Annotated in this window: 10 protein-coding genes; 7 read left to right on the top strand and 3 right to left on the bottom strand. The window is 72.0% G+C overall.

Features of this window, described 5'->3' with window-relative positions:
- The first annotated feature begins 4 nt into the window (after nt 1-4).
- On the top strand, nt 5-1,153 hold the full coding sequence (locus AB0M02_RS22700) for a hypothetical protein (RefSeq protein ID WP_364229707.1): 1,149 nt from the start codon (nt 5-7) through the stop codon (nt 1,151-1,153).
- A 1-nt stretch (nt 1,154) separates the two neighbouring features.
- Entirely contained in the window at nt 1,155-1,781 is a 627-nt protein-coding gene (locus AB0M02_RS22705; protein WP_364229709.1) for a hypothetical protein, read from the top strand.
- A gap of 38 nt (nt 1,782-1,819) precedes the next feature.
- Here the strand turns inward: AB0M02_RS22705 and eccB are convergent, their stop codons facing one another.
- On the bottom strand, nt 1,820-3,205 hold the full coding sequence (gene eccB, locus AB0M02_RS22710; RefSeq protein ID WP_364229711.1) for a type VII secretion protein EccB: 1,386 nt from the start codon (nt 3,203-3,205) through the stop codon (nt 1,820-1,822).
- Nucleotides 3,206-3,225: 20 nt separating this feature from the next.
- Complete coding sequence (gene eccD / locus AB0M02_RS22715; protein WP_364229712.1) at nt 3,226-4,617, bottom strand: type VII secretion integral membrane protein EccD; 1,392 nt, start codon at nt 4,615-4,617, stop codon at nt 3,226-3,228.
- 109 nt (nt 4,618-4,726) lie between these two features.
- Here eccD and eccCa point away from each other — a divergent pair, with 109 nt between their 5' ends.
- The 5 genes from eccCa to AB0M02_RS22740 all read left to right on the top strand — a co-directional run bounded on the left by eccCa (nt 4,727) and on the right by AB0M02_RS22740 (nt 13,081).
- Complete coding sequence (eccCa, locus tag AB0M02_RS22720) at nt 4,727-8,686, top strand: type VII secretion protein EccCa (RefSeq protein ID WP_364229714.1); 3,960 nt, start codon at nt 4,727-4,729, stop codon at nt 8,684-8,686.
- Nucleotides 8,687-8,775: 89 nt separating this feature from the next.
- Nucleotides 8,776-9,585, top strand: a complete 810-nt coding sequence (locus AB0M02_RS22725) for a hypothetical protein (protein ID WP_364229715.1) — start codon at nt 8,776-8,778, stop codon at nt 9,583-9,585.
- A gap of 4 nt (nt 9,586-9,589) precedes the next feature.
- A complete protein-coding gene (locus AB0M02_RS22730; protein WP_364229717.1) occupies nt 9,590-11,422 on the top strand; it encodes a hypothetical protein in 1,833 nt (610 codons plus the stop codon).
- Between the two features lie 15 nt (nt 11,423-11,437).
- The gene (locus AB0M02_RS22735) at nt 11,438-12,487 is read left to right on the top strand and encodes a PQQ-binding-like beta-propeller repeat protein (protein WP_364229719.1); all 1,050 of its coding nucleotides are present in this window, start codon (nt 11,438-11,440) and stop codon (nt 12,485-12,487) included.
- A 24-nt stretch (nt 12,488-12,511) separates the two neighbouring features.
- Entirely contained in the window at nt 12,512-13,081 is a 570-nt protein-coding gene (locus AB0M02_RS22740; protein ID WP_364229721.1) for a hypothetical protein, read from the top strand.
- Between the two features lie 3 nt (nt 13,082-13,084).
- Here the strand turns inward: AB0M02_RS22740 and AB0M02_RS22745 are convergent, their stop codons facing one another.
- A complete protein-coding gene (locus AB0M02_RS22745; RefSeq protein ID WP_364229723.1) occupies nt 13,085-13,921 on the bottom strand; it encodes an SMI1/KNR4 family protein in 837 nt (278 codons plus the stop codon).
- Nucleotides 13,922-13,926 lie beyond the last annotated feature (5 nt).

The following is a 13,926-nucleotide window of genomic DNA, read 5'->3' on the forward strand; positions in this document are numbered from 1 at the left end:
GGCCATGTCCACGCTGTCGGCCGCCCGGTCACACCTCGAGGCTCACCTCTACATGGATCTCCACCCGTGCGAGTGCGGCGAGACCGACTTCGCCCGGACCGCGCACTACGGGCCGGGGCCGGAGGGCCGCCAGGTGGAGTATTCGGGGGCCTGTTCCGGGTGCGGCCGGCAGCGCTCGTTCAGCTTCCGGGTGTCGGAGGACGTGCCGGTCCTCGCGCCGTCGGCCTGGTCCACTCTGGCCGCGCCGTCCGAGCTGCTTGATCCCGGCGAGTGGCTCTGGGTCGCCGACCGGTACGCGAGCTACCCGGCCGACGACGGCGTGCTCTCGCCGCTGGAGGCCGCCGAGCGGTGCACCGACCTGGCCGCGGCGGCCGCCGCCGTCGAGGAGGCGCTGCTGTTCGTGCCGTCCGGATCGGACGCGGTCCCGGTCGAGGCGATCCGCTCCGAGCGGGGCCGGTCGGTCTTCGACGTCACCCCCGAGCGGTTCACCGTGGACCAGCTGTGGGTGCAACGCGATCTGTACCGGCAGCTCGCCGGTGAGCCGGTACCCCGCGGAGTCCCGCTGCGGGCCCGCAGCACCGCCGAGGCGGTCCTCTTCATGGACCTGCGCTCCTGCGTCTGCGGGGACAGCTCCTTCGACCGCGACATGAGCTGGGAGGACGACCCCGGCCACGGCCTCCGGGTCGCCACCTATGCCGGGCCGTGCGCCGGCTGCGGCACGCAGCGCGCGTTCACCTTCCTGCTGCCGCTGGACGAACAGACCCCCGACGACGCGTTCAGCACCCTGGAGGACCCGCCGTCGCAGCTGCTCGACCCGGGGGAGTGGTGGCTCGCCTCGGTCGCTCTCACCGAGCTCACCGAGGCGATCGAGGAGGGTGTCGACCCGGCGGTGGCGTGGGTGGACCTGGACGCGTGGGAGGAGATGACCGCGCTGATGGCCCGGTGCGCCACGGCGTGCGACGAGGTCCTCAGGTTCATCCCGGACGGCACCGGCCGGGTGCCGTCCGAGGCGTTCCGCACCGCCACCGGACGCAACGCCCTGCGCGCCGACCCGGCCGTGTTCGACCGGTCCGCGCTGGTCACCGCCCGCGACGAGCGGGCCCGGCGGCTGGCCGACTTTCTCGCCCGTCACCCCGAGCCCGAGGACTTCTGACGTGACCATCACCTACTACGCCCGGCTCCGCGGCGACGAGACGGTCCGCCGGCCCGGCGCGGTGCTGCGACGCCGGCCCGGCGACGCGGGCGGGACCGTCGACGAGATCTACCGCCACGACGGCGGCTGGGAACCGACCACACTGATCCGCGACGCCGACCCGGAGAACGACGACGACCACCTCGTCGAGATCTCCGACGACCTGGCCCAGCGCGTCATCGCCCGCTGGGAGGCGGCGCTGACCGAGGCGGAACGCCAGTTCACCGCGGGGCCGCCGCTACGGCTCGCCGAGGCGGCCACCCCGGCGGCACTCCCGGCGCCCTCGGCCGCCCTGCCCGCCTCGGAACGGCCGAAGGTGGTGGCCTTCCTGCGCGACGCGCCACTGGCCCTGTCGGCGTTCGGGACGGGCGAGGACCCCTATGACGGCGACCTTCCGGTCGTGCCGCTGCACATCCACACCGACGGCGTGTGGGTGTGGTCCGAGTCGCTCGCCTACTTCGCCGAGCGCTACGGCCTGCCGCCCGAGCCGGAGCTGCTGGCGCACATCCGCGCCCGGGGATACCGCTGGTCCGAGGTGGACGACCAGACACTCCAGCACGCGGGCCGCCTGGTCTTCGGCGACGGCTGACCAGACACCAGCCGGCACCCACGCGGGCCCGGGTGCGGTCAGGGGCGGGCGGCGGGCAGGCCGGCGGCGTTCGGGTCGAGGGCCGGGCCGAGGGGGAGGCGGCCGACGACGCTGGTCAGCATGCGGATCGCGGACTCCGGGTCGTAACCGAGGTTGCCGACCACCTCGGGGCTCACCGGGAACGCCCGGCCGGGCTCGGTGATCAGGAACAGCGTGCCGCTGTTGGCGTCCGGTGAGGCGACTGCCCGGACCAGGGTGCCGCGGCCGGGCGGGACGATCACCCGGTCCGCCAGCGGGGTGCCGCCGTTGCCGACGCCGGCGGTGTCGCCGGCCTTGGTGCCCTCGGGGATGTCCGCCTCGGTGAGCAGCGACGGAGCGCCGCCGCCGGGCGGGAAGACCGCGCACAGCGGTGCTTTCGCGTTCGTCGTGACCAGCTTCGGGGTGGCGGCCGGGGGCTGGTCGTCGCCCTCGGCGGAGAACGTCGCCTGGCTCTCCACGAGCTGGCTGGCCTGGATCTCCTCCGGCTGCACGCCGTCCGGGTTCAGCGCAGGGTCGCCGCGCATGATGTCGGCCTGCATCGAGGTCACCTTGGCCAGGCCGTCCGGCATCGCCACGTAGAACTGGGTGTTGCCGGCCGTGTTGCGGATGAAGAAGAGGCGGCCGACCGGCACGTCGCGGAAGGCCGAGCCGCCGGACGGCAGGTTGAACCGGGCGATCGGCGCGCCGGCGGGCAGGCCGTTGAGCCACGCCGCGCGTACCGGGACGGGGTCGTAGCCCTCCCAGGTCAGCGCGCGCAGGACCACCTCGGCGTCGCGGATCTGGTAGCGGCGGTCGTTCCAGATCAGGTGCAGGGCGCCGTCCTCGCCGTCGAGCGCGCGGACCAGCATGGCGCCGGTGCCCAGCGGCTTGTCGGCCGCCGGGCTCGACCCGACCAGCAGAACGGTCTGCGAGCCCTGGTCGTTGGGGCCGGGCCGGGCGCACAGGGTCCAGGAGCCGGTCAGCAGGTCGCCGGGGCGCGGGACCACGTCGGGGGCGCCGAGGATGCCCAGCGTCTCGCCGCGCGGGGTGCCGGTGAGCGAGTTGCGCGACACCGAGACCGGGTTGACCGAGCCGAGCAGCATGGCCGAGGCCTGGTTGGCGACCGGGTAGAGCACGTCGTCGCGGTAGATGTACCGCACGCCGGTCTCCTTCTCCACGACCACCGCCTCGGGGGTGCGCCAGGAGGTCTTGCCGCCGCTCTTGAGCATGCCGTAGACGGCGACGCCGCCGACCGCGATGACCGCGATCATCAGACCGGCGAACGCCGAGCCGGCGAACCGCTTCAGCGGCGACTGCTGCGGGTCGGTGTCGTGGATGACCAGCGCGGACACCACACGCTGCAGCAGGAACTGGTAGGAGTGGAGTCGGTCCCTACGGGTAGCCATGTCGCGTCAACCTCCCCTGGTCACCCGAAGTGACCGCGAACGGCCGCGTACACGCCGACGGCCGCGCAGGCGACCGGGATGATCGTGATCAGCACAGCGGTGTCCAGCAGCTCCAGGAACCGGCCGAGGTACGGCGAGGACTGGCGCCGGCTGTAGACCAGGCCGCCGGCGATCACCGCGGCCGCCACCAGCGCCAGCACCAGCACCGAGATCAGCGGGCGCAGCGCGGGCGGCAGCAGCATCGACAGGCCGACGCTCAGCGTTGCCACGCCGACCAGGCCGGCCACCAGCAGCGGCACCCGCTGGCGGGTGGCCAGGAACATCCGGGTGCGCAGCAGCAGCGCGGCGGTGCAGAGAGTGGCCAGCAGCGGTGCGGCCACGCCGCCGGCCGAGCCGACCACCACCACGCAGATCGACGCGGCGATGCTGCCGCCCAGCAGCACGCCGGTCAGGATGTCGTCGGCGCGGGCCACCGCGGCGAAGGTCTTGGGCGCGGGAGTACGCGGCTGGTCCTCCAGGATGTCGCCGGCGCTCTCCGGCAGCTCCGGCACCGGGATCTTGCCGAGCCGGATCGCCAGCAGCGGCGCCAGCGGGGACAGCAGCACGACAGTGGTGAGCGCCACGCTCGCGGAGGCCGTGGTGTCCAGGCCGGCCAGCGTGATACCCGATCCGAAGGCGCCGGTGAGCCCGAGCACCACACCGGCCGCGAAGATCCGTGTCCGATCGGCGACACCGCCGTACCCGATCAGTGACGCACCGCACAGCAGCACGGAGCCGAGCAGCAGGCTGGGCGCGCCCAGGTCGACGAGCGGGCCCTCGGCCGCGATGATCAGGCAGCCGCCGGCGAACGCGAACGGCAGGCCCATGCCGGCCACCCACACCCCGGCCATCGAGTCGGCCATCGCCCGCGACAGCCCGATCCCGGTGATCACCAGCGTGACCGACAGCACGAGCGCGACGACGCCTGGGATCACCCACTCCGGCCCGGACAGCAGCAGGATCAGCAGCGCGATCGTCAGCAGCGACGTGCCGACGGTCAGCGCGGCCCGGCGTGTGGTCGCCGGCTCCCACGGCTTGCCGTGCCGGCGCGAACCGGCGGCGATCGTGTGCACCACGTCGTCGTAGTCCGGCTCCGGCCACTCCGCGTACCGCGGCACGAGGTGCAGCAGCTCGCCGTCGCGGACGTCCTGAGCGCCGAGGCTCTGGTCGGTCCGCAGTTCTGTACCGTCGGTCCGGCGCAGTGACCAGCCGCCATGTGTCTCACCGGTGTCGGCGAAGCTCTCGCCGGCGTGTTGCATCAGACTCGGAAGCAGGCCCGCGAGCGCTACATTGCTCGGTAGAGCCAGGTCGATACGACGATCCGGTGTGGCGACGGTCACCCGCGCCAGTCCAGTGACGGGTGTCGTAGTCACCGTTGCACTCCCGTTTGTCCGTTCAGGCTTCCCGCGGCTGTCAACCTAGCAGCCGGTTGCCTACGATGGCGTCCACCCACCAGTCGTCCAACAACGGGGAGAGCAGTCCGTGAGCACGGTGACCGTCAAGCGGTACCCCCGGCGCCCCGCACCGGCCATCCCGTCCGGCGACGTGGTCCTGGACCCGCCTCCCGAGCTGCCCCCGCCCGGCAACAAGGGCTGGACCAACCTGCTCATGACGCTTCCCATGGTGGCCGGTTCGGCGGCCATGGCGATGATGTTCTCGTTCCAGAAGCCGGGGCCGCTGGGCTACATCGTGGGTGCCATGTTCGGCGTCAGCATGCTCGGCATGCTGCTCGCCCAGGTGGTCACGAACAACGGGCAGCCCAGCAAGGCCGAGATGGCGGCGTCGCGCCAGAAGTACATGCACCATCTGAGCCAGCACCGCCGCAAGATCATCAAGGTGATCACCGAGCAGCGCCAGGCGATGTACTACCGGCACCCGGACCCGGACGCGCTCTGGTCCACGGTCGGCAGCCACCGCCTCTGGGAGCGCCGCCCGGTCGACGGCGACTTCGGCACGGTCCGGCTCGGCCTCGGCCCGCTGGAGGTGGCCACCCCGATCGTGCCGCCGCGCACCAGCCGGGTCGAGGACCTCGAGCCGGTCTGCGCGGTCGCGCTGCGCCGCTTCGTCAAGACGTACGCTGTCGTGCCGGATCTTCCGGTGGCGCTCTCGCTGCCCGGTTTCGGCCGGGTCTACCTGCGCGGGCCGCAGCAGCAGACCCGGGCCCTGGTCCGCGCGATGCTCGCGCAGGCCGTCACCTTCCACGCCCCCGACGACCTGCTCGTCGCGGTCTGCGCCGGCCCCGAGGTGGCCGCCGAGTGGGAGTGGGCCAAGTGGCTGCCGCACGCGCTGCACCCCACCAAGACCGACGCGCTCGGCCAGCTGCGGATGGTTGCCTCCAACATCCCGATGCTGGAGGCGATCCTCGAGGACGTCGTCGCCTCCCGGCCCCGGTTCGACCCGGACGCCGTGATGACCGTGAGCCCGCACCTGATCGTCGTGCTCGACGGCGGTGACGTCGGCGGCTCCGACCACCTGATGACCGAGGGCGGCATCGACGGCGTCACGCTGATCGACCTGACCACGGCGCCGCCCCGGATGCTCGACCGCGCCTCGCTCGTCCTCGAGCTCGACGAGAAGGGCGACCTGCACACCGCCAGCATCGACGGGCGGACCAGGGTGGGCCGGCCGGACACGCTGCACGAGGAGCAGGCGCTCGGGCTGGCCCGGCAGATCGCGCCGCTGCGGCTGTCGGTCGCGTCCCGCAGCGAGTCGCGCCTGAGCACCGAGATGGGCCTCGCCGAGCTGCTCAACCTCGGTAATCCGTACGACTTCGACCCGGCGACGGCGTGGGGTGTGCGGCCCAACCGCGACCGGCTGCGTGTCCCGATCGGCATCGCGCCGGACGGCTCGCCGATCGACCTCGACATCAAGGAGTCGGCGCAGGAGGGCATGGGCCCGCACGGCCTGCTGGTCGGCGCGACCGGTTCCGGAAAGTCCGAGCTGCTGCGGACGATGGTGCTGGCGCTGGCCGCCACGCACAGCTCGGAGATCCTCAACTTCGTGCTCGTCGACTTCAAGGGCGGCGCGACCTTCGCCAAGCTGGACCGGTTGCCGCACACCAGCGCGGTCATCACCAACCTGCGGCACAACCTGTCGCTGGTCGACCGTATGCGCGACGCGATCTCCGGTGAGCTGATCCGCCGGCAGGAGCTGCTGCAGGACGCGGGCAAGTACGACTCGCAGCGTGACTACGAGCGGGCGCGCGCGGCCGGCGCGCCCCTCACCCCGCTGCCCAACCTGCTGATCATCTGCGACGAGTTCTCCGAGCTGCTGAGCGCCAAACCCGACTTCATCGACATGTTCGTGCAGATCGGTCGTGTCGGGCGCTCGCTCGGCGTACATCTGCTTCTTGCTTCTCAGAAGCTGGAGGAGGGCCGCCTGCGCGGCCTCGACACCCACCTCTCCTACCGCATCGGTCTGCGGACCTTCTCGAGCAGCGAGAGCCGCGCGGCCATCGGTGTGCCGGACGCCTACGAGCTGCCGCGCGCGCCCGGTCACGGCTACCTGAAGTTCGGCATGGAGGCGCTGGTCCGGTTCCGCGCGGCCTACGTCTCCGGCAAGTACGAGGACACGTCGGGCGCCACGGTGACCGAGCTGACCCCGGACATGGACCCGGCGCTGCCCTACTCGACGCAGTACGTCGCGCCGAAGGTGACCGAGGCGCCGGTCGTGGTCCCGGGCGAGGCCGACGAGGACGCGATGGGCGAGAGCGTCCTGGACATCCTGGTCGACCGGCTGGAGGGCGGCGGCGTTCCGGCACACCAGGTGTGGCTGCCGCCGCTGGACGTGCCGCCCACCCTGGACCAGATCATGCCGCCGCTCGTGGTGGACAACCAGCGCGGCCTCACGGTCAGCGTCACCGAGAGCCGCGGCGCGCTGCAGGTGCCGGTCTGCCTCGTCGACCGGCCGTTCGACCAGCGCCGGGAGCTGCTCAACCTGGACCTCGCGGGCGCGTCCGGCCACCTCGTCGTGGTGGGTGGTCCGCAGAGCGGCAAGACGACGTTGTTGCGTACCGTGATCATCGGCCTGGCGCTGACCCACTCGCCGCTGGAGGCCCAGTTCTACTGCCTCGACCTGGGCGGCGGTGGCCTCGCGGCACTGCGCGACCTGCCGCACAGCGGCGGTGTCGCAAGCCGCCTCGACGTGGACCGGATGCGCCGGACCGTCGCCGAGGTCCGCTCCCTGCTGGAGGCCCGCGAGCGGTACTTCGCCGACCACGACGTGGAGTCGATGGCCGTCTACCGCCGCCGCAAGCTGCAGGGCGAGTTCGGCGACGACCCGTTCGGCGACGTCTTCCTGGTCGTCGACGGCCTCGGCACGCTGCGCAAGGAGTTCGAGGACCTGGAGCTCGACGTCGCCGACATCACCGCGCGCGGCCTCAACTTCGGCGTGCACGTGGTCGCCTCCGCCGCCCGGTGGATGGACGTCCGCCCGTCGCTGCGCGACTTCTTCGGCAGCAAGCTGGAGCTGCGCCTCGGTGACCCGACCGACTCGGTCATGGACCGCCGCGCCGCGCTCAACGTGCCGGAGAACTCGCCCGGCCGCGGTGTCACCGCCGAGGGCATGCACTTCCTGGCGGCGCTGCCGCGCGTCGACGGCACGGCCGACCCGCAGACGGTGCCCGAGGGCGTGGCCAAGCTGGTGCACCAGATGAACGAGGCGTGGACCGGCCCGCGGGCACCGCAGGTCCGGATGCTGCCGACCGAGCTCACCTACGAACAGCTGCCCCTGCACGCCGGCGGGCCGGCCGGCCGGGTCCCGATCGGCATCGCCGAGAGCGACCTGCAGCCGGTGTTCCTCGACTTCGACGCCGAACCGCACTGCATGCTCTTCGGTGACCTGGAGTGCGGCAAGAGCAGCTTCCTGCGCGGGGTGGTCCGGGGCATCACCATGCGGTACACGCCGGCGCAGGCGCGGATCATCGCGGTCGACTACCGGCGCAGCCTGCTCGGCTCGGTGCCGCCGGAGTACCTTCTGGCGTACGGCACGTCGGCGCAGACCACCGGGGACATGATCAAGGACGTGGTGACCGGCATGAAGCGCCGGCTGCCCGGCCCGAACGTGACGGCCGAGGAGCTGCGCAACCGCAGCTGGTGGACCGGCCCCGAGCTGTTCGTGATCATCGACGACTACGACCTGGTGGCGGGCAGCCTCAACCCGATCGCGCCGCTGATCGACTACCTGGCACAGGGCCGGGACGTCGGCCTGCACCTGGTGCTCACCCGCCGCAGCGGCGGCGCGGCCCGGGCGCTGTTCGAGCCGGTCATCGCCAGGCTGCGCGAGCTCGCCTCGCCGGGCATCATGATGTCGGGCAACAAGGACGAGGGCGTGCTCCTCGGCAACCGCAAGCCCGAGCAGCTGCCGCCGGGCCGCGGCCACCTGGTCACGCGCCGCGGCGGTACACAGCTCATCCAGATGGCTTGGACACCGCCTGCTGGTTGATTACTTACACACCGTGAAGCGGGGTTGGGGCTATTCCCCGGCTTCGATAGGGTGGATTGAGACGGAATCTGACGACGGGAGCGGGGGACATGGTCAGACGGGATGACGGTGGCGGAGGCCCGAGCGGTGTGGGCTACAAGCTCGACGTCAAAGTGGACTCCCTGCGGAAGCTCGCCACCGAGCTGGACGACGACGGCAAGGACTTCCACGGCGAGTTCGCCAACTGGGACCAGAAGTCGAAATACGCCCATCCGACGAACGCGCAGTTCGCGCCGAGCAAGCTGGCCGGATCGCAGCCGAAGTCGGTCAGTCGGCCGTTCAGCGCGAGCGTCGACCTCCAGGAGGCCAACGACAAGTCGTACGGTCAGGCGATCGTCGCCGCGCGGATGATCGAGGCCGGGATCGGTGCGCTGTTCAAGGGCGCCGACATCCTCGCGGACAGCTACAAGAACCTCGACGACGCCAACGCGGTCTCGCTGTCGCAGATCACCGCCATGTTCCCCGAGCCGAAGAAGCCGGCCGGCGGCGCCGATCAGGGCCTCAAGCTGCCACCGGCCGACCAGTGGGTGGCGCTCAAGGACGGCTGGGACACGAACAAGGACGGCAAGGTCGACATTCCGTATGGTGCGAGCGGCAAGAAGCCGGAGAACCTCGACTCGGACTCGAAGAACGACCCGCCGGGCAACGACGACCCGCGCAACCGCGAGGGCTGGAAGCCGGCCACCGACATCAACCTGCGCGACGACGACGACGTCGACGGCAAGAACGTCGGCGACGGCACCGGCCTCGACGGCGACGCCTATGACGACATGAAGTCGCGGGAGACGATCATCCTGGCGCCGGGACAGGACTACGGCACGGGTTCGAACTCCGGCGGCGGATCCACGACGATGGCGTGATCTGATGGCTGACGACGACTTCAAGATCGAGGGCAAGCCGTTCAACATCCTCTACGACATGGGCCACAGCCAGAGTGCTGACCGGCAGAGGATGTCCGCCGAGGGCTGGCGCCAGCTGGCGCGCCAGTTCGAGGCGCTGAGCGGGAACCTCACGCACTACCGGGACCAGGTCGCGCCGGACTGGAACTCGAAGGGCGGCCAGGCGTTCCGGGAGAAGATGACCGACGTCATCACGATCCTCGACGACTACGCCGCTGACATCCGGATCTTCGCGACGATCCTGGACGACACCGCCGACGCGGTGGTGACCGCCCAGGCGGACCTGAACAAGCTCAACAACGAGCGCGAGCAGTACATCAAGGAGAAAGAGGACTACCGGGACAACGGCGACGGCAGCGACTCGTGGTGGCTGGTCGACGGGTGGCGTGACGTCGTGGACGTCACCAACGACACCTACCACCGCATCAAGGGTGACAGCCACATCGACGCCGCCCGCATGAAGCAGTTCGACCAGCAGGCCGAGGCCATCATGCGGACCCTCCAGAACAAGTACTGGACGGCGAACACGAAGCGGCCGACGCTCGCGGAATACAAGGGCCCGATCGTCGCCGTACCGATTCCGAACGTGCCCGGTGCGCCGGGCGCGCCCGCCGCACCGCCGCCGGTGAGCGCGCCGGTTCCGGTGTTGCCGCCGTCGCCGCCCACCCCGCCGGGCAACCCGCCGACCGCCACGCCCCCGCCGACACCCACTCCGCCGGGTGTTCCGGTCGTGCCGCCCCCGCCCGGACAGGGCCCGGTGCTCGTCGGCAACCCGGCCGCGCCGGTTGCGCCGGTCCTCACACCGCCGGTCGCCCCCGGTGTGCCGAACGCTCCGGGCATCCCCGGCACGCCGGTGCCGCCGGTCGTCCCGGGCCTGAACACGCCGGGTCAGCAGAATCTCGGTGGCGGCGGTGGGCCCAAGCTCAGCCCGCCACCCACGCCCGGCCTGCCAGGCGGCGGCAAGGGCGGCAAGTCCGCTCCGGGCATGCCTCCGCCGCCCGGCCGCAACAGCATGAAGAAGTCCGGCGTCATCGGGCAGAAGCCGGGAGCCGGCACCCCCGGTAAACCGGCCCTGCCGCCGTCGGCGCGCACCGGCAAGGGCGTCATCGGCAACCGGGGCGAGGGCCAGCGGCCCGGCCTGCCACCCGCCGCGGGACAGCAGAAGGGCAAGCCCGGGCAGCCGGGCGTTCCGCCGGGCCAGCAGCGCCGCGGTGCGACGCCGCCCCGCGCCGGCAACGGCACCGGGCGCAACGCGACGCCGCCGCCGGCGGGACGGCAGCCGGGCACGATCGGCCGCCGCCCGGGTGCGGACGACCAGGGCCGGCACGGCACACCGCCGCCCGCGCAGCGACGTGACCGGCGCAACGTGGACAACCAGCCGATCGGACCGGACGGCATTCCCGGCACGATCGGGCCGGCCGGCACGGCCTGGGGGACCCCGCCGCCCACCATCGGCAACACCAGCCGCCCGACCGGACCGGCGAGCCTGGACCACGACGCCATCGGCGGCCGTCCGAGCGGGCAGCAGTCCCGCCGGCAGCAGCCGGGCGCCGACGGGCCGGAGTACACCCGCCGTCCCGGGCTGGCCGCCCGTGACGCGGCTCCGCCCGTGCTCGGCCGGGAACGCCCGGCGGCACCGAGGGTGCACGGCGAACCGCCGCCCGCCCGCCGCCAGCAGCACCAGCCGCTCGACGACGACTACGGTGTGTCGGAGCAGGAGAGCGCGGCCCCGGTGATCCAGACGCCGGAGCGGCACGAACGCGACGAACGCGGCCCGGCGATCGGTCAGGCCGGTTGATCACGAAAGTTGGCAATGAGCGGTAATCACACCGCGCCGCCGTCCGGGTCTCGGCCCCGACGGCGGCGCGGTTCGCATCTCTTGTTCGCCGCGGCGCTCGTTGCCTCCGGCGGTGGTCTGGTGGCGTGTCAGGACGGGGGCGGTGACGCCTCGTGCGTCGCCTCGTCCGGCACCGTGCGCACCGAGCTGGATGCCGCCGAGGTGGCCGGGCCGCAGTTCAGCGCCGACGGCGGCCATCTGCTGGCCGAGCAGGACGGCAAGCTGGTGGTGATCGACGCGGCGACCGGGAAGGTCGCCGGCCGGATCTCCGGCACCGGTCGGCGCGACTTCGAGGCGCTGAGCGACGGCGGAACCTCGGTCGCGGCCTACGGCCTGGACGGCGGCTCGGCGCTGCACCGGACCGGCGTGTGGGAGACCGCCTCCGGCAAGGAGGCGCAGACCCTCGTCGAGCAGGGCGGGACCGAGGTCGCGGGCCTGGCGGTCAGCCCGGACGGCAAGCAGGTCGCGACCGCGACCGGCACGGGCGTCCACCTCTGGGACGTACGCACCGGGCGCCTCACCGGTGACCTGAAGGTCGACGGCGGCTCCGGCACCGTCGCCTTCGCCCCGGACGGCAAACTCCTGGCCGCCACCGGCTCCGGTGGAAAGCTGCTGCTCTGGGACACCGCGACCGGAAAGGCCCAGGGCGAGGTGGACTCCGGCCGGGACAGCGTGACGTCGATCGCGGTCAGCCCGGACGGCAAGTACGTGGCGGCGCTCGAGGAAAGCGGCCCGGTGACCGCCGTCGAGGTGGCGACCGGCCGTCAGGTGGCCGTCGTCCCGGCGTCGGGCTTCGTCGCGGGCATGGCGTTCGGCTCGGACAGCAGCACGATCGTCACCACCTCCAGCGATGCCAAGGCGAGCCGGACCGGCCTGGCGGACGGGAAGGCGGTGCGGACGTTCGAGGTCTGCGCGCCGTACCGGACGAGTGATCTGATGGTGGTGCCGGGCGGCGCCGCACTGGTGGGCCTGGAGAAGACCGCTGACGGATCGGGCTACGAACTGGTCACGTTCGCGGTGCCGTGACGGCGCGACAAGAGGAGTGGCGGGATGACCCAGTTCGAGGCCAGGACGCTGGCTGAGGCGTACATGTTCGTCGACCTGGTGGTCGGCCGCAACAAGCCGGTGGACCTGACCGCGCTCACCGACCTGGACTACGTCGACGGCAACCGTGTCCTGCGCGTCAACGGGTGGCACGACGGCGAGGAGCACGACTTCACCATCGTGACGCCGGGGCGGACCGGTGACACCCGTCCCGGAGAGTTGTACGGCACCGGCCGCGAACCGTCACTGATCATCGACGCGGGCCAGTGGCGGGCCGTCGAGGACTTCGCCGCGTCGAACATCGCGGCGCTGGTGCAGCAGGCGGCCGGCGGTCCGCTGTCACCGGACGAGGTGAACGAGATCGCCAACAACGTCGAGGTGGCGTATTCGGCGCTGGCCGAGATCGGCAAGTTCCTGCCGGACAACGCCGTGGAGGTGCCCGACGAGGCGTTCTGGTCGGAGATCGGGCGCACGATCCGGGAGCAGCAGCCGGAGGCGTTCCGGCGGGAGCGGCTCGTGGAATACGAAGCTCAGTACCGGGCGATGGCTGACCAGATCAACGCCGCCCGGGGCTGAGCGTCACCAGGGGCCGGGGGTGGCGATCTGTGCCGGCTCGACCGGGGGCATCGGCTGCAGGTTCGCGCAGAAGACGTTGATCGACGGCGCGACGACCACGAGCGCGCCCGGCACCACGAAGTCCGCCTGGCTGGCATAGCCCTGCTGGGCGTACCCGAAGGACGCCTGTATCGCCGGGTCGCTGAGGAACACGATCTGGTCCGGCGCCGCGCCGCGGATCTTGACGGCGAGCACGCCGCCGAGCGGCACGGCGATGACCAGGTAGTCGTCGGTCAGGAACGGCTTGCGCCGGCTCTCACCGAAGCCCAGGTCGAGGTACGGGGCGTCCGGCCGCACCCCGAGCAGCGCGTGGAGGTCGTTGAGGCAGAAGTTCCAGCCCTTGATCCAGACGTCCTGTGCGGGGGAGGCGCCGTTGTTCTCGGCGAGCCACTGCCGGTACTCGCGGGGCAGCCGGGTGCCGATCCGCTCCTCGAGGGCGACCAGAGTGCCCTCGTCGAGGGTGCCGAACGGCTGGAGCAGCGCCGGGCTCCACACCCGGTGGTTGGGCGTGAGGGGCGGCATCTTGTACGCCGGGGTGTCCGGGCCGACCGGGCGAAGGGTGACCAGCCAGTCGTCGGAGGTGTTGCCGAACTCGATGTCCTCGAGCCGCCAGATCTCGTCACCCACCGGCACCGTGTCGCCCAGCGAGCGCCACTCCTCCACACGCTCGTCGCCGACCGTGACCCCGAGCAGCACCCGCGGCACCTCGTCGTCCATGCCGCGCACGTCGAAGTAGACGCCAGCGGCGACGTCCGCGAACTGGATGGCCGACTCGATGACCACCTCGCGTGGCGCGTTCATGCGGG

Source organism: Actinoplanes sp. NPDC051861 (assembly GCF_040681145.1).
Taxonomy (GTDB): Bacteria; Actinomycetota; Actinomycetes; order Mycobacteriales; family Micromonosporaceae; genus Actinoplanes.